We start from the raw sequence: 22383 nt of genomic DNA on the forward strand, positions 1-22383 counted from the left end.
TAGAGGCCGCTTACGGCTCAGTTGAAACCGCTGGTGGAAATGAAATCGACGTCGGTCTTGGGCTCGGCCCGCATCAGGTGCTCGATCACCTGGGCCAGGGTTCGCCCTTCGAACAGGATCGCGTGCAGCCCGGCCACCAACGGCATGTAGACCTGCACTTCCTGGGCCTTGGCCTTGAGTACTTTCAAGGTGTTCACCCCTTCGGCCACTTCGCCCAGGCGGCTGACCGCCTCTTCCAGGCTCAACCCCTGCCCCAGGGCGTGCCCGACCTGGTAGTTGCGGCTCTTGGGCGAGGAGCAGGTGACGATCAGGTCGCCCACCCCTGCCAGACCCAGGAAGGTCATGGGGTTGGCGCCCTGGCTCACGGCGAAACGGGTCATCTCGGCCAGCGCCCGGGTGATCAGCATGCTCTTGGTGTTTTCGCCCATCTCCAGCGCCACGGCCATGCCGGCGATGATCGCGTAGACGTTCTTCAGCGCGCCCCCAAGCTCCACACCGAATCGGTCGGCGCTGGCATAGACGCGGAAGGTACGCCCGTGCAAGACATCCTGCACGCGCTGGCACAGCGCCTCGTCCTCACTGGCAACCACAGTAGCGGTCAACGCATGCTCGGCGATCTCACGGGCCAGGTTCGGCCCGGACAGTACGCCGATACGCGCCTGGGGGGCGATCTCTTCGAGAATCTGGCTCATCAGCTTGAATGTCTGCGCCTCGATACCCTTGGTCAGGCTGACCAGGCACTTGCCGCGCAGCAACTCGGCATGCGGCGCCAGTACGCTGCGCAAGGCGCTCGACGGTAGCGCAACGAAGACCAGGTCGCTCGATTGCAGGGTCGCCAGCAGGTCATTGACCGGTTCGACAGCATCATGCAGGCGAATGCCTTTGAGATAGCGAGGATTCTCGCGGTTGGTGCGCATGGCCTCGGCCTGCTCGGGATCGCGCATCCATTGACGTACTGGATTGCCGTTTTCCGCCAGCAGGTTCGCCACGGCGGTGCCGAAGCTCCCGCCTCCCAGAACTGCAACAGGTTGCTGTTCAGTCATATTCAATCCGTTAAAGCCATTAAGTTGAGTGGCGACGGGGGCATTATACGGCTCGTCTGCGACAGAACCAGTGTCAGCACCGGCTCTTCACGGGTAAACCCGCCGGCATGGCGCACGAACGTATGCCCCGCAAGAGGGGATTCATCCGAGAAGAGGGCGGCAAATCCAGCGCAGATCACTGGAAAAACCCCCACGGTCGGTTACCATGCCTGGTTTATCCCGCAAACAAGGCCGTCACGTGTTCCCAGGCACGCCTCCTGCCCCTCGCCTGCTCTTGCTGACCGTCCTGCTCGGTGGTTCGGCCATGGCCGATGACCTGTTCATCGACAACCAGAACCTGCCGCAGGTTCTGACCGCCACACGCCTGAAACAATCCCCGGCGGCAGTGCCCGGCAGCATGACCGTGCTCGACAGCGAACTGATCCGCGCCAGCGGTGCACGAGACATCCCCGAGCTGCTGCGCCTGGTGCCCGGCATGATGATCGGCTACGGCGCCGGTAACCAGCCGACCGTCAACTACCACGGCAGTAACGTCAACGACGCCCGGCGCATGCAGGTGCTGATCGACGGCCGTTCGGTGTATCGAGCAGGCCTCGCCACCGTGGACTGGAGCGATATCCCGCTGGCGATCGAGGATATCGAACGCATCGAAGTGTTCCGCGGCCCCAATACCGTCAGCTATGGTGCCAACGCCCTGATGGCCGTGGTCAACATCCTCACCCGCAGCCCCGCCGACAGCCACGGCACGCGACTGAAGATCACCCAGGGCCAGGATGGCATCAATGATTTCTACGCCAGCCAGGGCCTCGGCTGGGAAGGCGGCGATCTGCGCCTGTCGATGTCCGGCATGCAGGACGATGGCTTCGACAAGAACCAATACGGCCAGGACTACCGCGACAGCCGTCGGCTGACGCGCTTCAACCTCAGCGCCAGCCACACCCTGGCGCCCGACCAGACCCTCGAATGGCAACTGGCGGCCAAGGAAGGCAGCAACCAACGCCCCTACACCTATACCCCGGTGTTCCCCTTCGTCACCGGGCGCGGCGACAACGCCGACCTCAACGCCAAGGATTACGCAGGCTCAGTGCGCTGGAACATCGATTTCAGCCCCGAACACAGCCTGTACGTACAGGGCTCGGCGCAACAGTTCGACCGCCAGCAAGTATGGCGTGCCTGCGATGCGACGCTGGCCTTCAGCCCCGAGCTGACCCGGCTGTGGCAGCTCAACCCGGACTACGCCGAACAGGTCGCGCGCAACGCCAACAATCCGCCCAACAACAGCGACCCAGTGCTGCAGGGCTTGCGCAACCAGATCAAGAGTCAATGGGACAGCGGCGGTAACCGTGAGGTCTGCGGTGATGTCGACCAGAGCACCCGCGAAACCCGCTACGACCTGGAAATCCAGGATACCCTCAGCCTCACCGACACCCTGCGCCTGCTCAGCGGCTTCAACTACCGCTATGACCGCGCCGACTCGCAGACCTACTTCAACGGCAGCCTCGACGACCGCACCTGGCGCCTGTTCGGGCAGCTCGAATGGCGCGCCGACGAACACTGGATCCTCCAGGGTGGGGCCATGTTCGAGGACAGCGAGCTGTCCGGCAGCTCGTTGACCCCGCGCGTGGCGGTCAACTACCTGATCACCCCGCGCCACGGCCTGCGCGCGGTGTACTCCGAGGCCGTACGTTCGCCTGACATGTTCGAGAACAACGTCAACTGGAGCTACACGGTCAAGAACCTCACGCCCAACGTGCTGGGTTTGCACAATGGTGAATACTTCGTCAAGACCCGTGGCCCGGGCAACCTCGACCAGGAGCGCATGCGTTCACGCGAGTTGGGCTACAACGGCTACTTCGCCGACCTCGACCTGAGCCTGGACGTCAAGCTGTTCTACGACGAAATCACCGGGATGATCAGCGAGCCACTGAAAAACAACCAGTACATCGCCAGCAACGCCAACAAGGCCCGCTTCAGCGGCACCGAGACGCAACTGGACTGGCGCCTGGGCATGCGCGACCGCCTGCGCCTGACCTATGCCTACGTCGACGCCTGGGCCAGCAACCCCGACGACCGCCGCCTCAGCGCTCGCAACAGTGGCTCGGCCGGGTGGATGCGCGACTGGGGCCAGGGATGGTCGAGTGCCCTCTTCTATTATGGCGACGACGCCCTCAACCAGTATCGCTACGAGCGTGTCGACCTGCGCGTGGCCAAGCGCCTGCGGGTGTATGGCAGCTCGCTGGAGCTGGCGGCGCTGTGGCAGCAACGCCTGGATGACCAGCCCACCACCGTCGAGCAGAACCGCTACGACAGCCGCCACCGCCTGAGTTTCAGCGCGGAGCTGGAATTCTGATGTTGCGCCTGTTGCGCCTGCTGCTGCTGTGCCTGTGGCCGATGGGCGCGCTTTCGGCCAGCGAAATTCTGCTGGTGGGTGCCGAAGACCAGCCCGGTGTGCGCAGTTTCGTTGCCGCACTGGAGGCCCGCCGCCCTCACGACCATGTGCGCTTCCAGACCGTGGCGCAACTGCCTCGCCCTGCGTTGGTCAAACCCGACACCCGACTGATCCTGCTGGACAACGCCGCACTCGACTGGCGCATGGGCGAAACCGCAGGTCCCGCGGCGCTTGCCATGCGGGTCAGTCGCGTTCAGGCCGAGCAGCGCCTGGGAAAGTCGCGCCCCTCCTACCTGAGCCTGCTGTGGAGCGACCCGCCGCTACCACGGCAACTGCGCCTGACCCGCTACCTGCTGCCGCAAGCGCGACGCATTGGCGTACTGTACGGCCCCGGCAGCCGCTTTCTGATCGACGAATTGCGCCAGGCTGCGCGTGGCCTGGGCCTGGAGATCGTCGCCCAGGACTGGGCCGACCTGCGTGACAGTCGCCCGCTGCAGCACCTGCTGGGCAGCAGCGACGTCCTGTTGGGAATCGACGACCCCGACCTGTACAACTCCAAGACTGCCAAGAACGTCCTGCTCAGCAGCTATGGCCGACAGATGGCGCTGATTGGCCCCAACGCCGGCTTCGTTCGCGCTGGCGCCCTTGCCAGCACCTACAGCGATCAGGACGACTGGCTGGCGGTGCTCGACGACTTGCTCGACCAGCCGCCGACACACTGGCCCCGCAGCCTCTACCCCAAACACTACGGGGTCAGCGGCAACCAGCAGGTAGCCCGCGCCCTGGGCCTGGAACCCATCGATCCGAACGCCGCCGCCCTGGCCCTGGCCGAAGGAGAATCCACCCCATGACCAAGCGCCTGAGTTGGGATATCCACACACGCACCCAGATCATCAGCCTGGGCCCCGCGCTGCTGCTGACCCTGCTGCTGATCAGCTTCTTTACCTTCGTGCGTATCCAGGACTTGCGGCAGGAGCTCAACCACACCGGTCAACTGATCGCCAACCAACTGGCGCCAGCCTCCGAATACGGGGTGATCTCAGGCAACAACGAGGTGCTCGAAAGCTTGATGCGGGCGACCCTGAGCATCCCGCACGTGCGTTTTCTCGAGGTGCAGGACAGCCGCAACCACATCCTGGTCTACGTCGAGCAGCCGGGTGAAAGCATCAACCGCGCCCAGCGCGTCGAAGTGTTCCAGGCGCCCATTCGCCTGCAACAGATCCGCCTGGACAACGACTTCCTGCAGGAAGGCAAGACGCCACCCAGCATTGGCGACGATTACCTGGGGCGAGTGATCGTCGGCATGTCCGACGACGCCTTCAGCGAACGCCAGCAGGAGATCGTGATCAAGGCCGGCATTCTCGCCCTGTTCGCCTTGCTGTTTACCTTCCTCCTCGCCCGGCGCCTGGCCAGAAGCCTGTCCAAGCCGATCAGTGACATGGGCCATGCGGTCGAAGCCATCCAGCAGGGTGAATTCAACGCGCCATTGCCGGTGGTCGACGACAGCGAACTGGGTCACCTGGCACGGCACATCAACAACCTTGCCAGCGCCCTTGACCAGGCCAGCCACGAGCAGAAACAGGCCATCGCCCAGTTGACTCAGGCTCGTGAAGAGGCCGAGCAGGCCAACCGCGCCAAGTCGGACTTCCTGGCGATGATGAGCCACGAGCTGCGGACCCCGATGAACGGCGTACTCGGCATGCTGCAGCTGCTGGAAACCACTACACTGACCGACGAGCAGGCCGAATACACGGCGGTGGCCAGCGAGTCCACCGGCCACCTGCTCAAGGTGATCAACGACATCCTCGACTTCTCGCGCATCGAACGCACCAGCCTGGAACTGGAGCACATCGATTTCAACCTTGGCGAGCTGATTGCCAGCAGCGTGCAGTCGTTCCAGCACAGCGCCCAACAGCGCAACCTGGCCCTGCGCCTGCACCTGCCGCCAGGCATGGACCGCCTGCAGGTGATCGGCGATCCGACACGCATTCGGCAGATCCTGTTGAACCTGGTGGGCAACGCGCTGAAGTTCACCGAGCGCGGCGAAGTGGAGATCGAGAGCCGCTGGCAAATGCTCGACCGCCAACTGCTCTGGCTGACCTGCGCGGTGCGCGATACCGGCATCGGAATCGACAGCGATCGCCTGGAAACGATGTTCGTCGCCTTCCAGCAAGCCGACAGTTCTATTTCAAGGCGTTACGGCGGCACCGGGTTGGGCTTGTCCATCGCCCGTACCCTGGCCGAGCGCATGGGCGGCAAGTTGCGCGGCGAAAGCCGCGAGGGCATGGGTTCGACCTTCACCCTGGAAGTTCCTCTGATGCTGTCGAGCAAGCCAGCAGCGCGCCTGCTCGGTCACGAGCATGACGCACTGCCGGGTGGCGAAGGCCAGCGGATCCTGCTGGTGGAAGACAACCCGGTCAATCAGAGCGTCATCGAAGCCATGCTGCGCAGTCTGGGCTTCGAGGTCAGCGTGGCACTGGACGGCGCGCAGGCGGTGGAAATGGCGGGCCAGCAAAGTTTTGCGGCAATCCTCATGGATTGTCGCCTGCCGCAGATGGACGGCTACGAAGCCACACGCCGCATCCGCCAGCACGGCGCACAACTGCCGATCATCGCCTTGACCGCCAATGCCCTGCAGGGCGATCGTGAACGCTGCCTGGCGGCAGGAATGAACGATTACCTGAGCAAACCGTTCAAACGCACCGATCTGCAACGTATTCTGCAGCGCTGGTTGCCCGGGCGGACAGCCGCGACTGGCGATTAATGATAAAGTGCGGCAGTCTTAAAGACTGGACAGGGCCGTCGTTGGCCTTGAGAATAAAACTTTCAGTGCACACCTGTACTTCTTTTGCCAGGTGCGCTGTGACTTTCACCACAACGCAATAGTCTACCTGTAGGCTGCTGCCCTGGAATCTGTAGGATTTCGGGTCGGCCGGGAAGATTCATCCCCTGCCACAGGGGGTTATTGAGGAGCTCGCATGACCAAACAACACGCCTTTACTCGGGAAGACCTGCTGCGCTGCAGTCGCGGTGAGCTGTTCGGCCCCGGTAATGCGCAACTGCCCGCCCCGAACATGCTGATGGTAGACCGCATCACCCACATCAGTGAGGAAGGCGGCAAGTTCGGCAAAGGTGAATTGGTCGCCGAGCTGGATATCACTCCAGACCTGTGGTTCTTCGCCTGCCACTTCGAAGGCGATCCGGTGATGCCGGGCTGCCTGGGCCTTGACGCCATGTGGCAGCTGGTTGGCTTTTTCCTCGGCTGGCAGGGCCTGCCGGGCCGCGGTCGCGCACTGGGTTCGGGCGAAGTGAAGTTCTTCGGCCAGGTGCTGCCTACCGCCAAGAAAGTCACCTATAACATCCACATCAAGCGCGTCCTGAAGGGCAAGCTGAACATGGCCATCGCCGATGGCTCGGTCAGCGTCGACGGTCGCGAGATCTACACCGCCGAAGGCCTGCGGGTCGGCGTGTTCACCTCCACTGACAATTTCTAAGGGTTATTCGCATGCGCCGCGTCGTTATCACTGGTCTGGGCATCGTTTCGTGCCTGGGCAATGACAAAGCTACCGTCACCGAAAACCTGCGCAACAGCCGTCCGGGTATCCGTTACAACCCGGAATACAAGGAAATGGGGCTGCGTAGCCAGGTTTCCGGCTCCATCGACCTGAACCTGGAGGAGCTGATCGACCGCAAGGTCTATCGCTTCGTCGGTCACGCCGCCGCCTACGCCTACCTGGCGATGCAAGACGCGATAAAGGACGCAGGCCTGACCGAAGAGCAGGTGTCCAACCCGCGCACCGGCCTGGTTGCAGGTTCCGGCGGCGCTTCGACCCTGAACCAGATGGAAGCACTGGACACCCTGCGCGAGAAAGGCGTCAAGCGTGTCGGCCCATACCGTGTCACCCGCACCATGGGCAGCACCGTATCGGCGTGCCTGGCCACCCCGTTCAAGATCAAGGGCATCAACTACTCGATCTCGTCGGCCTGCGCCACCTCCGCACACTGCATCGGCACCGCGCTGGAGCAGATCCAGTGGGGCAAGCAGGACATCGTCTTCGCCGGCGGCGGTGAAGAAGAGCACTGGAGCCAGTCGTTCCTGTTCGATGCCATGGGCGCCCTGTCGACCAAGCGCAACGAAACCCCTGAGCTGGCCTCGCGCGCCTACGACGCCGACCGTGATGGCTTCGTCATCGCCGGCGGTGGCGGCATGGTGGTGGTCGAGGAGCTGGAGCACGCTCTGGCCCGTGGCGCCAAGATCTACGCCGAAATCGTCGGCTACGGCGCGACTTCCGATGGTTACGACATGGTCGCTCCAAGCGGCGAAGGCGCGATCCGCTGCATGCAGCATGCGCTGTCCACCGTCGACACCCCGATCGACTACCTGAACACCCACGGCACCTCGACGCCGGTCGGCGACGTCGCTGAAATGAAAGGCGTGCGCGAAGTGTTCGGCGACAAGGCACCCAAGATCAGCTCGACCAAGAGCCTGTCTGGCCACTCGCTGGGCGCCGCTGGCGTGCACGAAGCGATCTACTGCCTGCTGATGATGGAAAACAACTTCATCGCCGGCTCCGCCAACATCGACGAACTGGACCCAGAGGTCGCTGACCTGCCGGTACTGCGTAAAACCGAAGAAAACGCCAAGATCGATACGGTCATGAGCAACAGCTTCGGCTTCGGCGGCACCAATGCCACCCTGGTGCTCAAGCGCTGGACTGGCAAGTAAGACGCTGCTGCGACAACGAAAACGCCCCGACTGGTTCGGGGCGTTTTCATTTGTGTTGCCCGCGAAAAAGCCGGTAGCTCAACGCTGCTTGGGCAGTACCGCAAGGAAATTATCCCGCGCCACCTTGCGCGCAACCGCCTCAGGCAACGCGTCCAGAAACGGCTCGAATCCGTGCATCTGCTCACCGACACTGCCGAACTTGCCGACCACATCCGAACCCAGCATGAACCGCTCCGGGAAGCGCTCGACCAACGCCAGCCACGCCTTGCGCGGGGCGCCTCGCTCATCCAGCAGGTAAGGCCGCAGCACACTCCACGAGAGGTCGATATACAGGTTCGGATAAGCCTCGAGCATGCGCTCCAGCGTTGGCAGGATGAAGTCCATCTGCGTCTGGTGACGATGAATCTCCATGCTGGTACCGGCATGGGCCCAGATGAAACGCGTATGCGGGTGATTGCGCAGCGGCTCTTCGATCTCCGCCAGGTACAGCGGGTTACGCTCGCGCTTGGAGGTGATGTTCGAATGCACCAGCACCGGCAAGTCTCGCTCGGCCGCCAGATGGTAAATGCGCGCCATTGCTTCGTTGTTGGCCCGCGGCGTGTCACCGCTGGTCAGCGCCGTGAGGTCATCATGCCGGGTGAACACCTCACCGATGCCCTGCCAGAACCCTGGGTGCAATTCGAGCATCCGCTCGATGTGGCTGACCGCGTTCTTGTCCACCGGGTTGAAACCCGACAGGAACGGATGAAAGCGTTTCTGCTGCTCGGCCGGCAACTTCTGCACCGCTGCCACTACATGGATATCGGTAGCACTGAACCAGTAGGCATCAGCGTCGTCACCCGCGTAATAGCGTGGGCGCTTGGGTTCATCCTCATGCCATTTCTTCGCCACCGGAATACCGGAAATCATCGCGTGCTCGACGCCGGCTTCATCCATGGCTTTCAGCAGTGCAGGCATGCCTTCGGTTTCCTGGAAGAAGTCGACGTAATGCAGATGGGCGTCACTGTAGCGATAGTCGCGCGCTTGCGCCGCCTGGCACAGGCACCCGGATAACACAATGCAGGCCAGCACTCTGGCAATCATGGAGCAGCTTCCTTGTTCCAGTCAGGAACAGGGTAGACCCGCGCGCCTGCAAGACGGTTCAGCATGCCGCCGCGACCCGCTATGCTAGGCGCACCCCCTGCCCGTCCGGAGCCCGACCATGAGCAGCCCCCTGATCATCCGCCCACGCGCCGAATCGGTGGAGGGCCAACCGATCCTGCGCCCGCTACCCTCGGCTCAGTGCCGCAGCGTCGGCCCCTTCGTATTCTTCGACCACATGCTGGATACTGACTTTGCCCCCGGCAGCGGCATGGACATCCGCCAGCACCCGCATATCGGCTTGTCGACCCTGACCTACCTGTTCGAAGGCGAGATCCTGCACAAGGACAGCCTGGGCTCCGATCAGCGCGTGCTACCCGGTGACGTCAGCTGGATGACTGCTGGGCGCGGCGTCGCACATGTGGAACGTACGCCGGCACAAGCCTTCGCCAAAGGCTCGCGACTGCACGGCCTGCAGGTCTGGCTGGCATCACCCAAGACCCACGAACAGGGCGATCCCAGCTACAGCCACCACCCCGCAAGCAGCTTGCCGGTAAGTGACAACCTCGGGGTACGCATCCGCCTGATCGCCGGCACCGGATTCTGTCTGGAGTCGCCAGTACCGGTGCTCTCTCCTACCCTCTACGCCCAGGTGCAGATGCAGGCGGCAACCTCGTTGATCGTGCCGAACGAGCACGCACAACGGGCACTGTACCTGCTCGATGGCGAGCTGGTGCTCGATGGTAAGGAGGTGGAGGCGTGCAGCCTGGTCGTGTTGCCGGAGGGCGAAGAAGTGGAGCTGTATGCCGAAGGCGAGTGCCAGCTGGTGCTGATAGGCGGCGCACCGCTGGACGGACCTCGGCGGATGAACTGGAACTTCGTTGCCAGCGATCCGCAGCTGATCGAACAGGCCCGGGCACGCTGGGCGGCAGGTGACTGGCCACAGGTGCCGGGGGAGACCTCCCGGATCGAGCTACCTCGATAGGTTGAGCCGCTTTGCGGCCGTTCGCGGGCAAGCCCCCACAAGGATGGAGCAACCCTGACAAGCAGCGCCGCACCCGTGGGAGCGGGCTTGCCCGCGAAGGGCTGCATAGCAGCCCCAATACGCTGTCAGTGTGTAAACACTTCTTCCAGCAGATTGTGCATCGCGCGGAAGGCCCGCTCCGAGGTACGACGGTCGTACTGCATCTTGCCCGGCACGTTGGCATTCGGGTCGGTAAACGAATGCACCGCGCCGCCATAGCTCAACAGTTGCCAATCGACCTTGGCCGCGTTCATTTCAGCCTCGAACGCCGGCAATTGCTCTCGGGGCACCAGCGGGTCGGAAGCACCGTGGAGCACCAGCACCGAGCCCTTGATGCGCTTGGCGTCTTCAGGGTTCGGCGTGTCCAGGGTGCCGTGGAACGACACCGCCGCCTTCAGGTCGGCGCCAGTACGCGCCAGCTCCAGGGCGCAGCAGCCACCGAAGCAGAAACCGAAAGTACCGACCTTGCCCGGCGCCAACAGCGCCTTGGACTGCCCGAGCAGTTGCGCCAGGGCCTCCTGCATGCGCTTGCGCAGCTCGGCCCGGTCATTCTTCAACGGCATCATCGCCGCACCTGCCTCATCGGCGTTCGACGGACGCACGCCCTGGCCGTACAGATCAGCGATCAGCACCACATAGCCCTTCTCGGCCACTTCCTTGGCGATTCGCTCGGCGCCCTCACCGATGCCCATCCAATTCGGCGCCATCACCAGCCCCGGCCGCCCCAGCGCCCCCGGCTCATAAACCAGACGGCTTTCATAGCCCTTGCCGGAAACGTGATAGACCAGCGACTCGACGATTACCTTGCTCATCAAACTCCTCCTGAACCTGGAACTGTTCGGTATCACGACCCTAGTGTGTACGGACCCCGGTGCAAAAGGCTAGCCGATGCTGACGATCTTCATGATTGCCAGAAAGGTCACATTAGAAAAAAGCGATCCTGCAATTGATAAGTGTGAACGGGCACAAAAAAACCCGCCGAAGCGGGTTTTTTCATGAAGCTCGAACTCAGGCCGACAGCTCGACCAGCAGCTTGTTCAAGCGACGTACATAGGCCGCTGGATCCTTCAGGCTGTCACCGGCAGCCAAGGCCGCCTGGTCGAACAGGATGTGCGACAGCTCCGAGAAGCGGTCCTCGCTCTGCTCGTTGTCGAGCTTCTCGATCAGCGGGTGAGTCGGGTTGAACTCGAAGATCGGCTTGGAATCCGGCACCTTCTGCCCGCTGGCCTCGAGGATCTGGCGCATCTGCAAGCCCAGGTCCTGCTCGCCAATGGCCAGGATCGCCGGCGAGTCGGTCAGGCGGTGGGAAACGCGGACTTCAGCCACGCTGTCACCTAGCGCACTCTTCAGACGCTCGACCAGCCCTTCCTTGTCCTTGGCGACTTCTTCCTGGGCCTTCTTGTCCTCTTCGGAATCCAGCTTGCCCAGGTCCAGGTCGCCACGAGCGACGTCAACGAAGCCCTTGCCTTCGAACTCGCTCAGGTAGCTCATCAGCCACTCGTCGATGCGATCGGTCAGCAGCAGCACTTCGATGCCTTTCTTGCGGAAGACTTCCAGGTGCGGGCTGTTCTTCACCTGCGCATACGACTCACCGGTGAGGTAGTAGATCTTGTCCTGGCCTTCCTTGGCGCGGGCCAGGTAGTCCGCCAGGCTGACGCTCTGTTCGCCGCTGTCGTCGTGGGTGGAGGCAAAGCGCAGCAGACCTGCGATCTTCTCCTTGTTGGCGAAGTCTTCTGCCGGGCCTTCCTTCAGCACCTGGCCGAAGTTCTTCCAGAAGCCTTTGTACTGCTCGGGCTCGTTCTTGGCCAGCTTCTCCAGCATGTCCAATACACGCTTGGTCAGGGCCGACTTCATCGAGTCGATGATCGGGTCTTTCTGCAGGATTTCGCGCGACACGTTCAGCGAAAGGTCGTTGGAGTCGACCACACCCTTGATGAAGCGCAGGTACAGCGGCAGGAACGACTCGGCCTGGTCCATGATGAACACGCGCTGCACATACAGTTTCAGGCCGCGCGGCGCTTCGCGCTGGTACAGGTCGAAGGGGGCGCGGGCCGGTACGTACAGCAGCGAGTTGTACTCAAGCTTGCCTTCGACCTTGTTGTGGCTCCAGGCCAGCGGGTTCTCGAAGTCATGGCCGATGTGCTTGTAGAACTCCTGGTATTCCTCGTCCTTGATCTCGGTACGCGAACGGGTCCACAGGGCGCTGGCGCGGTTGACGGTTTCCCATTCCTCGGCCGGCTGTTCTTCGCCTTCGGCGGCAGCAGCCTGCTCCTTGGGCAACTGGATCGGCAGGGCAATGTGGTCGGAGTACTTCTTGACCACGTTGCGCAGACGCCAGCCGTCGGCGAACTCCTGCTCGTCCTTCTTCAAGTGCAGGACGATGCGAGTGCCGCGCTGCGGCTTGTCGATGGTGGCGACTTCGAAGTCGCCCTCGCCTTTGGACGACCAGTGCACGCCTTCGGCTGCGGGTGCGCCGGCACGACGGCTGAAGACATCGACCTTGTCGGCGACGATGAAGGCAGAGTAGAAGCCCACACCGAACTGACCGATCAGGTGCGAATCCTTCTTCTGGTCACCGGTGAGGTTCTTCATGAAGTCGGCAGTGCCGGACTTGGCAATGGTGCCCAGGTGCGCGATGACATCGGCGCGGCTCATGCCGATGCCGTTATCCTCCAGCGTCACGGTGCCAGCGTCCTTGTCGAAGCTGACGCGAATCTTCAGATCGGCATCGCCTTCGAGCAGCTCAGGCTTGGCCAGGGCTTCGAAACGCAGTTTGTCAGCAGCGTCGGAAGCGTTGGAGATCAGCTCGCGCAGGAAGATCTCCTTGTTCGAGTACAGCGAATGGATCATGAGGTGCAGCAGTTGCTTGACCTCGGTCTGGAAGCCCAGGGTTTCTTTTTGAGTCTCCACACTCATCGTCTTCAAACTCCGATCTGTTGGTCATTGCACCCGACGGCAATTGCGCGTGGCCGGGCAGATGCTCAACAGATGGGGGCATGTCCGACTATTTCAAGGGCTTATGCGGTTCGATCTTGAAATGCGCTCGAGCGGTGGCGATGGGCGAGTCGCGATCGCCTTGCCAGGCGGTGATCGCCACGTTGGTCACTCGACGGCCTTGGCGCCATAGCTGGCACTGGGCATAAGTGTCGCGGTAGTGCCCGGCGCGCAGGTAGTCGATGGAGAAGTCGATGATCTTGGGAATACTGAGGCTTTCGCTGAAGATCAACAAATAGAGCGCCGCCGAAAGCTCCATGAAACCTGCAATGACACCTCCATGGATGGCCGGCAGCAAGGGGTTGCCGATGTTGTCCTGATTGGCCGGCAGGCGGAACAGCAGGTCATCGCCCTGGCGCTCGCATTCGATGCCGATAAGCGCGGCGTAGGGAATCAGCGCCAGCAACGGTGCATAGTCGCCGCGGGCATGGGCCTGAATCAGCTGCTTGCGAACATCCTCGGGAATCATGCCCTGCCCTCCTTGAGGCCGCTGCCGAAACGGATACCACCTCGGGCCTCCTGCCCAAGACGCATGAAGGTGCCGACCACCTGACAGATCGGCTGAGCAGGGTCGTCCTGATAGGCCGTACCGCGGGTGAAGATCACATCACGGGTGACGCGATAACATTGGGCATGACCATGGATGTCCTTGCCAGGCTGCGCAGGATGCATGTAGTCGATACGCAGGTCCAGGGTCGGACAGACTTCGAACTGCGGCAGTACACAAAGGGTGGCCATGCCGCAGGTGGTGTCCATCAGCGTGGTCAGCACGCCGCCATGGACGGCGCCAGTCTGTGGATTGCCAACGATCGCTTCCGACCAGGGCAGTATCAGGGTCATGCCCTCGGCATCAGCGTGATGGACACGCATCTGCAACACCTGGCAATGCCTGAGCGCTGAAAGAAAACGTCCAGCCATCGCCATCAAGGCCGTCTCACTCATGGTCCGCGTACTCCTTGCCGACTCGACATTTCACAAACCCAGGGAAAAGTCGATATAGAACGGGGTGTTATATATCTGCAACCTGCGTTGAACTTATGGCTGGCGGATGGACTCGAAGGTTTCAAGTAAGTTATTCCACCAAGGAGAAACACCCCATGCGTAAACCTTTTGCTTTTGCTCTGATGCTGGCCGCTGCCATGGGCCTGGCTGCTTGCGACAAGGCGAGCGAAGACAAAGCCCAGGACGCACAGCAACATGCCGAGCAAGCCCAGGAGAAGATGGGCGAGGCTCAGGATAAAGTGAACGAGGCCGCCAAGGAAAACGCCGAAGCCGCCAAAGATCAGGCCGAAGCGCAGCAGAAAGCCGCCGAGGAAGCCCAGCCTTCCACCCCGGCGCCTTCCACTGCTCCGGCCGAACCTGCCAAGCAGTAATTATGCTGAACGGAAAAACCCGACTTGCGTCGGGTTTTTTTGTACCTGCAATTAACCGATGAAACGCTTCAGTCAGCGTTGATCAATTCATATTCACCGAAGTGTCCTTGCCCGCTTCACTCTGCACACTTTCGGTGGGAGTGAAGACCATCACTTCCAGTACATGGGAGTGGAACTCCCGTCGGTACAGAATGAATACGACGCCGATACTCAGCAGCATGAACATCCACGGGCTGACGAACCAACTCAGCATGGCCATGCCGAAATAGTAAGAACGCAATCCAAGGTTGAACTGGTTGGCCGCCAGCGACAGTACCCGCGCCGCCCGCGAGGCGAAGGCCTTGCGCTCAAGCTCGCTGACCTGCCGCTCACCAATCATCGGCGCCGACCCCACCAGCACCGCAGCGAAATTGTATTGGCGCATGCACCAGCTGAAGGTGAAGAAGGCATAGACGAACACCAGCGCCAGGCACAGCAGCTTGATCTCCGACATCCCCTGCGAGGCCTGCTGCACCAGCGGCAGGTCGGCTAACAGCGACAGCGCACGATCGGAGGCGCCGAGCACGGTGAGGATGCCTGCCAGGATGATCAGAGTGCTCGAGGCAAAAAAAGACGCGTTGCGCTCCAGGTTGCCGATCACGCTGGCGTCGGCGATGCGGTTGTCGCGCAGCAGCATGCGACGCATCCAATCTTCCCGGTAGAGATGCAGGACGCTGGCCAGGCACGCAGTGTCGCGCCCCTTCCAGGTGGCGTAGCGGGTGTAGCCGCCCCAGCACAGCGCAAACCAGGCGACGGCCAGCAGGTTGTGGAGATTGCTTTGGATGAAGGTCATGCAGGGTTTCCGTAAGGCGGGGCATAAAGAGGTTGGCCTGCGGATTCGACGCTGGCTATCGATGAAAGGCACACTGAGGTTGTGAAAACCATCTTGCCAGGGCGGGCCTGTTCGCGGGCAAGCCCGCTCCTACAGAAACAGTAGCCAGCAAAAAGCCCCGCATCCTTTCGGATACGGGGCTTCGGGCTCAAACATCCAGCAAGTGTCAATAGGCTTGTGGCCAGCACCCGCTGCAGGCTTCACCCATCAGGCCAGCGCCTCGCGTGGCTTGCCGAGCAGACGATCACAGACCACCGCGGCGGCCAGGGCGATCACCGAAGGCACCAGCCAGGCCAGGCCCTGCTCGCTCAGCGGCAAGTGCGCCACCGCGTCCGGCAGGATGTGCGCCAGGCTGCTGCCCTTGATCGCATCGACCATGCCGAACAGCAGCGAAACGAGCATGACCGGCGCGAGAATGCGTACCGGCGAGTTCCACAGGTCCTTCACGAAGCTCAGGCCCACGACCACGATGCATGGCGGGTAGATGGCGGTCAGCACCGGGATCGAGAACATGATCAGCTTGGTCAGGCCCAGGTTCGAGATCAGCAGCGAGAAGCCCGCCAGGATCACCACCAGGGCACGGTACGACAGCGGCAGGATCTGGCTGAAGTACTCGGCACAGGCACAGGTCAGGCCCACGGCAGTGACCAGGCAGGCCAGCGCGATCAGCACGGCCAGGAAACCACTGCCCAGCGAGCCGAAGGTGTGCTGCACGTAGGCATGCAGAACCGCAGCACCGTTGCTCGCGTTCGCAGCGATCTCATGGCTGCCGGCGCCGAGGCGGAACAGGCTGATGTACACCAGCGCCAGGCCGACACCGGCGATCAGGCCGGCGATGATGGCGTAGCGAGTGATCAGCTTGGGCGACTCCACACCGCGCGAACGGATGGCGTTGACGATGACGATGCCGAACACCAGGGCACCGAGGGTATCCATGGTCAGGTAGCCATTGATGAAGCCTTGGGAGAACGGAGCTGCGACGTAAGCCGGCTGCGCGTCACCAATCGAGCCCGCTGGCAGCGCGAAGGCAGCAATGCCGAGCACCGCCAGGGCGATGATCTTCAGCGGTGCCAGGAAGCGACCGACGGTATCGAGCAGCTTGCCCGGATACATCGACACGGCCAGCACCACAGCGAAGTACACCAGGCTGTAGATGAACAGCGCCAGCGGGCTTTCACCGGTCAGTGGCGCCACACCCACCTCGAACGAAACGGTCGCGGTGCGCGGGGTAGCGAACAGCGGGCCGACCGAGAGGTAGCAGACTGCCGCCAACAGGCCGCCGAAGAACTTGCCGATCGGGCTGCTCAGGGCATCCATCCCGCCACCGACCTTCGCCAGGGCAACCACGGTAATGACTGGCAGACCCACGGCGGTGACCAGGAAGCCCAGCGCCGCCATCCACACGTGCGGACCGGACTGCAGGCCAACGATAGGCGGGAAGATGATATTGCCCGCACCGACGAAAAGCGCGAACGTCATAAAGCCAAGCGCCAGGATATCCTGGCCTTTTAACACTTTCATTTAAGGAAGTACCACACTGCTGAAATCGGGATTCGAGAAGGGATTTCCACATGGATGAGGGAAATGCTGCCCGGCTTGATGAGCCAGACCCGTTTAGCGTGTCGTTCCCTTTTGGGGTACGGGCACAGAGTGAACGCGTAGGTTACAGAATTTGCCGGGCAAACGCACTGCAATGGTGCTGGTTGTCCGATGTGTGTATGTGTTTGACGTCTGCGTGACCGAGGATGGCTGGATTATCCTCGGATTGAAACCATCGTCTGCTGGAAAAATCCTATGGGCCCGATCGAATAATCTGAGTTGTCATTTCCGGGCCCATCGCGGGACGACCCAGAACGACAAAGGCCACCCGTAGGTGGCCTTTGTGCGCGTGGGGGGTATAGCGTGTTACTTACTTCTTGGCTTCCCAGCCAGTCAGCTCGGCCAGGGCCTTGCCGATGTCAGCCAGGGAACGCACGGTCTTCACGCCAGCGTCCTGCAGTGCAGCGAATTTCTCGTCTGCAGTGCCTTTACCGCCGGAGATGATGGCGCCAGCGTGGCCCATACGCTTGCCCGCAGGAGCGGTAACACCAGCGATGTAGGAAACGACAGGCTTGGTGACGTTGGCCTTGATGTAGGCAGCAGCTTCTTCTTCAGCCGAACCGCCGATCTCACCGATCATGACGATCGCTTCGGTCTTCGGGTCTTCCTGGAACAGCTTCAGGATGTCGATGAAGTTGGAGCCTGGGATTGGGTCGCCGCCGATGCCGACGCAGGTCGATTGGCCGAAGCCGGCGTCGGTGGTCTGCTTGACCGCTTCGTAGGTCAGGGTGCCGGAACGGGAAACGATACCGACCTTGCCTGGCAAGTGAATGTGGCCTGGCATGATGCCGATCTTGCACTCGCCCGGAGTGATGACGCCTGGGCAGTTAGGGCCGATCAGGGTGACACCCAGCTCGTCGCACTTGACCTTGGCGTCCAGCATGTCGAGGGTAGGAATACCTTCGGTGATGCAGACGATCAGCTTGATGCCGCCGAAGGCCGCTTCCAGGATCGAGTCCTTGCAGAACGGAGCCGGAACGTAGATGACCGAAGCGTCAGCGCCGGTAGCTTCCACAGCTTCCTTGACGGTGTTGAACACCGGCAGGCCCAGGTGGGTGGTGCCACCCTTGCCTGGGGTGACGCCGCCGACCATCTTGGTGCCGTAGGCGATGGCTTGTTCGGAGTGGAAAGTACCCTGCGAGCCGGTGAAGCCCTGGCAGATGACTTTGGTGTCTTTATTGATCAGGACGCTCATTACTTGCCCTCCGCAGCTTTGACAACTTGTTGAGCAGCGTCGGTCAGGCTGGTTGCCGCAATGATGTTCAAACCGCTTTCTGCCAGTACTTTAGCGCCCAGTTCGGCGTTGTTGCCTTCGAGGCGGACAACGACCGGTACTTTCACGCCGACTTCTTTCACTGCACCGATGATGCCTTCGGCAATCATGTCGCAACGAACGATACCACCGAAGATGTTGACCAGAACGGCCGCGACATTGCTGTCGGACAGGATGATCTTGAACGCTTCGGTAACGCGTTCCTTGGTAGCACCACCACCAACGTCGAGGAAGTTGGCTGGCTTGCCGCCGTGCAGGTTGACGATGTCCATGGTACCCATGGCCAGACCGGCACCGTTGACCATGCAGCCGATGTTGCCTTCCAGCGCTACGTAGTTCAGTTCGAACTTGGCAGCGTGGGCTTCACGGGCGTCGTCCTGGGACGGGTCGTGGAAGGTCTTCAGCTTAGGCTGACGGTACATGGCGTTGGCGTCGATGTTGATCTTGGCATCGAGGCAGTGCAGGTCGCCGTCGGCCTTGATCACCAGCGGGTTCACTTCCAGCAGGGCCAGGTCATGGTCCTTGAACAGCTTGGCCAGACCTACGAAGATCTTGGCGAACTGTTGTACTTGCTTGCCTTCCAGGCCCAGCTGGAAAGCCAGCTCGCGACCCTGGAACGGCTGAGCGCCGACCAGCGGGTCGATGGTAGCCTTGAGGATCTTCTCAGGAGTTTCGTGAGCGACTTTCTCGATGTCCACGCCACCTTCGGTGGAAGCCATGAACACGATACGACGGCTCGAACGATCCACTACAGCGCCCAGGTACAGCTCTTTGGCGATGTCAGTGCAGGATTCGACCAGGATCTTGGAGACTGGTTGACCGTTGGCGTCAGTCTGGTAGGTCACCAGATTCTTGCCCAACCACTGCGCAGCGAACGCCTTGGCGTCTTCCTTGCTGCGAACCAGCTTGACGCCGCCCGCCTTACCGCGACCACCAGCGTGGACCTGGGCTTTTACAACCCACTCGGAACCGCCGATCTTGTCGCAGGCTTCTGCGGCTTGCTCAGGGGTATCGACAGCGAAACCCTTGGAAACTGGCAGGCCGTACTCAGCGAACAGCTGTTTACCCTGATACTCGTGAAGATTCATGCTTTTTACCGTCTTCGTTAGGTACTGCGCTTCGGCGCTGCGCTGTTTCCAGAGCCGCGCCACCTGTGACCGTTAACCCCGGATTTTTCCGGTGGCCCGGTCCGGCGGACATTCCGCGGTGGATCTTGCACGCAAGACCCACGACGGGCAGCCCGCCGTGGTTTTTATAATTAACGCTTCTTACGGTTGGCCACGTGAATGGCACCGCCATTCACAGCCAGCGCTGCTTCATGCAACGCTTCGGACAGGGTCGGATGGCTGAAGACCATCATGCCCAGGTCCTCGGCACTGGTGCCGAATTCCATTGCGATCGCGCCTTGCTGAACCAGCTCGGCAGCCGATGGGCCGATCACGTGAACACCCAGGACGCGGTCGGTCTTGGCATCGGCGATGACCTTGACGAAGCCACCGGTGTCGTTGGCAGCCATCGCACGGCCGCTGGCCGCGAACGGGAAGGTGCCCACGTTAACCTCAACGCCTTCGGCTTTCAATGCTTGTTCGGTCTTGCCGACCCAGGCGATTTCCGGGTGGGTGTAGATAACCGACGGGATCAGGTCGTAGTTCATCTGAGCCTTGTGGCCCTTGATGCGCTCGACGACCATGATGCCCTCTTCCGAGGCCTTGTGTGCCAGCATCATGCCGCGAACTACGTCGCCGATGGCGTAGACGCCCGGCACGCTGGTGGCGCAGTAGTCGTCGACGAAGATGTAGCCACGCTCGTCGATGTTCACACCGCTATCGGCAGCCAGCAGATCGGTGGTCACAGGACGACGGCCGACCGCAACGATCAGCTTGTCGAAGACGATCTTCTGCTCGCCTTCGGCGTTGGTGTAGGTCACTTCGACTTCGTCGCCGTTGACTTTCGAGCCGGTGACGCGCGCGCCCAGCTTGATGTCCAGGCCTTGCTTGGTCAGGGTCTTCTGAGCTTCTTTCGACACGGCGGTGTCGGCAGCCATCAGGAAGGTGTCCAGCGCTTCCAGCACGGTCACTTCAGCACCCAGGCGAGCCCAGACCGAGCCCAGCTCCAGGCCGATGACGCCAGCGCCGATCACGCCCAGGCGCTTGGGTACCGATTGGAATTCCAGGGCGCCAGTGGAGTCGACGATCACATTCTGGTCGACCGGAGCCGGCGGAATGTCGATCGGACGCGAGCCGGAGGCCAGGATCACGTTCTCGGCTTCGATGACTTCGGTGGTACCGTCAGCCTTGGTGACTTCGACTTTCTTGCCAGCCAGCAGCTTGCCGTGGCCCTGGATCGAAGTAACGCCGTTGGCCTTGAACAGGGTGGCAACGCCACCGGTCAGGTTCTTGACGATGCCAGCCTTGCGACCAACCATCGCGGCGACGTCCATCTTCACTTCGCCAGTGGAGATGCCGTGGACGTTGAAGCTCTCTTTTGCTTCCTTGTATTTCCAGGAGCTGTCCAGCAGCGCCTTGGAAGGAATGCAACCTACGTTCAGGCAGGTGCCGCCCAGGGCCAGCTTGCCCTCGGCGTCGGTGTACTTCTCGATACAGGCAGTCTTCAGACCAAGTTGGGCAGCCTTGATGGCAGCAACATAGCCGCCAGGACCCGCACCAATCACCACTACGTCGAATTTCTGGGTCATAAAAGATTCCTTATCAGCTTCAAGCTACAAGCCGCACGCGGCAAGGCGACCTGCTCCGGTCGGGAGCCTGTCGCCTGCAGCGTGCAGCTGCGTGATTAGATGTCCAGCAGCAGACGGGACGGATCTTCCAGCAGGTTCTTGATGGTCACCAGGAAGGTTACCGCTTCCTTGCCGTCGATCAGGCGGTGGTCATAGGACAGCGCCAGGTACATCATCGGGCGAATGACCACTTGGCCATTGATCGCCATCGGACGCTGGATGATGTTGTGCATACCCAGGATCGCGGCCTGCGGCGGGTTGACGATCGGGGTCGACATCATCGAACCGAAGGTACCACCGTTGGTGATGGTGAAGGTACCGCCGGTCATCTCTTCGATCGACAGCTTGCCGTCACGGGCCTTCTTGCCGAAGGTGGCGATGCCGTTCTCGATCTCGGCCAGCGACATCGACTCGGCATTGCGCAGCACCGGTACCACCAGGCCACGGTCGCTGGAGACGGCAACGCCGACGTCCGCGTAGCCATGGTAAACGATGTCGTTGCCATCAATCGAAGCGTTGACTGCCGGGAAGCGCTTCAGCGCCTCGGTGGCGGCCTTGACGAAGAACGACATGAAGCCCAGGCGTACGCCGTTGTGGGTCTTCTCGAACAGGTCCTTGTACTTCGAACGCAGGGCCATGACTTCGGTCATGTCGACTTCGTTGAAGGTAGTCAGCATGGCCATGCTCGACTGGGCTTCGACCAGACGCTCAGCGATCTTGGCGCGCAGACGGGTCATCGGCACACGCTTCTCGGTGCGATCGCCAGCAGCGACGACAACCGGAGCAGCGGCAGCGGCAGCCGGCTTGGCAGCAGGTGCGGCAGGGGCCGACTTCTTGTTGGCGACTGCAGCCACCACGTCTTCCTTGGTGATACGACCGCCTTTGCCAGTACCGGAAACGGTGGCCAGGTCGATACCGTTCTCTTCGGCCAGTTTGCGCGCGGCAGGCGCGGCAACCGGGTCGTCCTCACCTGCATCGGCGGCGGCCGGAGCGGCAGCCGGAGCAGCGGCAGCAGCAGGCGCAGCAGCAGCGGCGCCACCTTCAACGATCGAACCCAGGACTTCGTCGGACAGTACGGTGTCGCCCTCGCCCTTGACGATGTCGCCCAGCACGCCATCAGCGGTGGCCAGAACTTCCAGGACGACCTTGTCGGTCTCGATGTCGACGATCAGCTCGTCACGCTTGACGGCTTCGCCCGGCTTCTTGTGCCAGGTGGCAACGGTGCCATCGGCAACCGATTCCGGGAAGGTTGGGGCTTTGATCTCGATAGCCATTAT

Annotated in this window: 19 protein-coding genes; 7 read left to right on the forward strand and 12 right to left on the reverse strand. The window is 61.8% G+C overall.

Annotation, left to right across the window (positions count from 1 at the left end; translation table 11 throughout):
* Positions 1–17: 17 nt before the first annotated feature.
* On the reverse strand, positions 18–1043 hold the full coding sequence (locus tag AC2CGW_RS00305) for an NAD(P)H-dependent glycerol-3-phosphate dehydrogenase (protein ID WP_186666218.1): 1026 nt from the start codon (positions 1041–1043) through the stop codon (positions 18–20).
* A 238-nt stretch (positions 1044–1281) separates the two neighbouring features.
* Between AC2CGW_RS00305 and AC2CGW_RS00310 the strand changes: the two genes are divergently transcribed.
* From AC2CGW_RS00310 to fabB, 5 genes are all read left to right on the forward strand, one after another.
* On the forward strand, positions 1282–3393 hold the full coding sequence (locus tag AC2CGW_RS00310) for a TonB-dependent receptor plug domain-containing protein (protein WP_186666665.1): 2112 nt from the start codon (positions 1282–1284) through the stop codon (positions 3391–3393).
* On the forward strand, positions 3393–4283 hold the full coding sequence (locus AC2CGW_RS00315) for an ABC transporter substrate-binding protein (protein ID WP_484573355.1): 891 nt from the start codon (positions 3393–3395) through the stop codon (positions 4281–4283). The genes AC2CGW_RS00310 and AC2CGW_RS00315 overlap by 1 nt, the downstream gene beginning before the upstream one ends.
* Positions 4280–6196 (forward strand): response regulator, encoded by a 1917-nt coding sequence (locus AC2CGW_RS00320; RefSeq protein ID WP_426352694.1) that lies wholly within the window; start codon positions 4280–4282, stop codon positions 6194–6196. Before AC2CGW_RS00315 ends, AC2CGW_RS00320 begins: the two co-directional genes overlap by 4 nt.
* A 214-nt stretch (positions 6197–6410) precedes the next feature.
* Entirely contained in the window at positions 6411–6926 is a 516-nt protein-coding gene (fabA, locus tag AC2CGW_RS00325) for a 3-hydroxyacyl-[acyl-carrier-protein] dehydratase FabA (protein ID WP_054894238.1), read from the forward strand.
* 11 nt (positions 6927–6937) lie between these two features.
* Complete coding sequence (gene fabB, locus AC2CGW_RS00330) at positions 6938–8158, forward strand: beta-ketoacyl-ACP synthase I (RefSeq protein ID WP_484573356.1); 1221 nt, start codon at positions 6938–6940, stop codon at positions 8156–8158.
* Positions 8159–8236: 78 nt separating this feature from the next.
* On the opposite strand, the gene AC2CGW_RS00335 is transcribed toward fabB, so the two are convergent.
* Entirely contained in the window at positions 8237–9241 is a 1005-nt protein-coding gene (locus AC2CGW_RS00335) for an amidohydrolase family protein (RefSeq protein WP_484573357.1), read from the reverse strand.
* Between the two features lie 118 nt (positions 9242–9359).
* Here AC2CGW_RS00335 and AC2CGW_RS00340 point away from each other — a divergent pair, with 118 nt between their 5' ends.
* Positions 9360–10223, forward strand: a complete 864-nt coding sequence (locus AC2CGW_RS00340) for a pirin family protein (RefSeq protein ID WP_186707985.1) — start codon at positions 9360–9362, stop codon at positions 10221–10223.
* Positions 10224–10348: 125 nt separating this feature from the next.
* Here AC2CGW_RS00340 and AC2CGW_RS00345 read toward each other — a convergent pair whose 3' ends face one another.
* From AC2CGW_RS00345 to AC2CGW_RS00360, 4 genes are all read right to left on the reverse strand, one after another.
* The gene (locus AC2CGW_RS00345) at positions 10349–11074 is read right to left on the reverse strand and encodes a dienelactone hydrolase family protein (protein WP_151925645.1); all 726 of its coding nucleotides are present in this window, start codon (positions 11072–11074) and stop codon (positions 10349–10351) included.
* A gap of 196 nt (positions 11075–11270) precedes the next feature.
* Positions 11271–13178: a molecular chaperone HtpG gene (htpG, locus tag AC2CGW_RS00350; RefSeq protein WP_054894245.1), complete on the reverse strand. Its 1908-nt coding sequence runs from the start codon at positions 13176–13178 to the stop codon at positions 11271–11273.
* An 88-nt stretch (positions 13179–13266) separates the two neighbouring features.
* The gene (locus tag AC2CGW_RS00355) at positions 13267–13725 is read right to left on the reverse strand and encodes a PaaI family thioesterase (RefSeq protein WP_186666227.1); all 459 of its coding nucleotides are present in this window, start codon (positions 13723–13725) and stop codon (positions 13267–13269) included.
* Positions 13722–14198, reverse strand: a complete 477-nt coding sequence (locus tag AC2CGW_RS00360; RefSeq protein ID WP_186666228.1) for a PaaI family thioesterase — start codon at positions 14196–14198, stop codon at positions 13722–13724. Before AC2CGW_RS00360 ends, AC2CGW_RS00355 begins: the two co-directional genes overlap by 4 nt.
* Positions 14199–14353: 155 nt before the next feature.
* Here AC2CGW_RS00360 and AC2CGW_RS00365 point away from each other — a divergent pair, with 155 nt between their 5' ends.
* Entirely contained in the window at positions 14354–14629 is a 276-nt protein-coding gene (locus AC2CGW_RS00365; protein ID WP_054894248.1) for a hypothetical protein, read from the forward strand.
* A gap of 82 nt (positions 14630–14711) precedes the next feature.
* Here AC2CGW_RS00365 and AC2CGW_RS00370 read toward each other — a convergent pair whose 3' ends face one another.
* The 6 genes from AC2CGW_RS00370 to odhB all read right to left on the reverse strand — a co-directional run bounded on the left by AC2CGW_RS00370 (position 14712) and on the right by odhB (position 22380).
* Positions 14712–15461, reverse strand: a complete 750-nt coding sequence (locus AC2CGW_RS00370; RefSeq protein ID WP_186707981.1) for a DUF599 domain-containing protein — start codon at positions 15459–15461, stop codon at positions 14712–14714.
* A 246-nt stretch (positions 15462–15707) separates the two neighbouring features.
* Entirely contained in the window at positions 15708–17021 is a 1314-nt protein-coding gene (brnQ, locus tag AC2CGW_RS00375) for a branched-chain amino acid transport system II carrier protein (protein ID WP_054894250.1), read from the reverse strand.
* Positions 17022–17409: 388 nt separating this feature from the next.
* The gene (sucD, locus tag AC2CGW_RS00380; RefSeq protein ID WP_016393102.1) at positions 17410–18294 is read right to left on the reverse strand and encodes a succinate--CoA ligase subunit alpha; all 885 of its coding nucleotides are present in this window, start codon (positions 18292–18294) and stop codon (positions 17410–17412) included.
* Positions 18294–19460 (reverse strand): ADP-forming succinate--CoA ligase subunit beta, encoded by a 1167-nt coding sequence (gene sucC, locus AC2CGW_RS00385; RefSeq protein ID WP_011534748.1) that lies wholly within the window; start codon positions 19458–19460, stop codon positions 18294–18296. Before sucC ends, sucD begins: the two co-directional genes overlap by 1 nt.
* Before the next feature lie 170 nt (positions 19461–19630).
* Complete coding sequence (gene lpdA / locus AC2CGW_RS00390) at positions 19631–21067, reverse strand: dihydrolipoyl dehydrogenase (RefSeq protein WP_054894251.1); 1437 nt, start codon at positions 21065–21067, stop codon at positions 19631–19633.
* A gap of 95 nt (positions 21068–21162) precedes the next feature.
* Positions 21163–22380, reverse strand: coding sequence for a 2-oxoglutarate dehydrogenase complex dihydrolipoyllysine-residue succinyltransferase (gene odhB, locus AC2CGW_RS00395; protein ID WP_426352169.1), 1218 nt, complete (start codon positions 22378–22380; stop codon positions 21163–21165).
* Positions 22381–22383: the final 3 nt, after the last annotated feature.

The organism is Pseudomonas sp. SYWMCR5 (assembly GCF_057197165.1).

Bases quoted from the DNA above. Each gene is read 5' to 3' on its own strand.
- AC2CGW_RS00305 (WP_186666218.1), bottom strand. From the start codon at position 1,043: ATGACTGAACAGCAACCTGTTGCAGTTCTGGGAGGCGGGAGCTTCGGC.
- AC2CGW_RS00315 (WP_484573355.1), top strand. From the start codon at position 3,393: ATGTTGCGCCTGTTGCGCCTGCTGCTGCTGTGCCTGTGGCCGATGGGC.
- AC2CGW_RS00320 (WP_426352694.1), top strand. From the start codon at position 4,280: ATGACCAAGCGCCTGAGTTGGGATATCCACACACGCACCCAGATCATC.
- fabA (WP_054894238.1), top strand. From the start codon at position 6,411: ATGACCAAACAACACGCCTTTACTCGGGAAGACCTGCTGCGCTGCAGT.
- fabB (WP_484573356.1), top strand. From the start codon at position 6,938: ATGCGCCGCGTCGTTATCACTGGTCTGGGCATCGTTTCGTGCCTGGGC.
- AC2CGW_RS00335 (WP_484573357.1), bottom strand. From the start codon at position 9,241: ATGATTGCCAGAGTGCTGGCCTGCATTGTGTTATCCGGGTGCCTGTGC.
- AC2CGW_RS00340 (WP_186707985.1), top strand. From the start codon at position 9,360: ATGAGCAGCCCCCTGATCATCCGCCCACGCGCCGAATCGGTGGAGGGC.
- AC2CGW_RS00345 (WP_151925645.1), bottom strand. From the start codon at position 11,074: ATGAGCAAGGTAATCGTCGAGTCGCTGGTCTATCACGTTTCCGGCAAG.
- htpG (WP_054894245.1), bottom strand. From the start codon at position 13,178: ATGAGTGTGGAGACTCAAAAAGAAACCCTGGGCTTCCAGACCGAGGTC.
- AC2CGW_RS00355 (WP_186666227.1), bottom strand. From the start codon at position 13,725: ATGATTCCCGAGGATGTTCGCAAGCAGCTGATTCAGGCCCATGCCCGC.
- AC2CGW_RS00360 (WP_186666228.1), bottom strand. From the start codon at position 14,198: ATGAGTGAGACGGCCTTGATGGCGATGGCTGGACGTTTTCTTTCAGCG.
- AC2CGW_RS00365 (WP_054894248.1), top strand. From the start codon at position 14,354: ATGCGTAAACCTTTTGCTTTTGCTCTGATGCTGGCCGCTGCCATGGGC.
- AC2CGW_RS00370 (WP_186707981.1), bottom strand. From the start codon at position 15,461: ATGACCTTCATCCAAAGCAATCTCCACAACCTGCTGGCCGTCGCCTGG.
- brnQ (WP_054894250.1), bottom strand. From the start codon at position 17,021: ATGAAAGTGTTAAAAGGCCAGGATATCCTGGCGCTTGGCTTTATGACG.
- sucD (WP_016393102.1), bottom strand. From the start codon at position 18,294: ATGAGCGTCCTGATCAATAAAGACACCAAAGTCATCTGCCAGGGCTTC.
- sucC (WP_011534748.1), bottom strand. From the start codon at position 19,460: ATGAATCTTCACGAGTATCAGGGTAAACAGCTGTTCGCTGAGTACGGC.
- lpdA (WP_054894251.1), bottom strand. From the start codon at position 21,067: ATGACCCAGAAATTCGACGTAGTGGTGATTGGTGCGGGTCCTGGCGGC.
- odhB (WP_426352169.1), bottom strand. From the start codon at position 22,380: ATGGCTATCGAGATCAAAGCCCCAACCTTCCCGGAATCGGTTGCCGAT.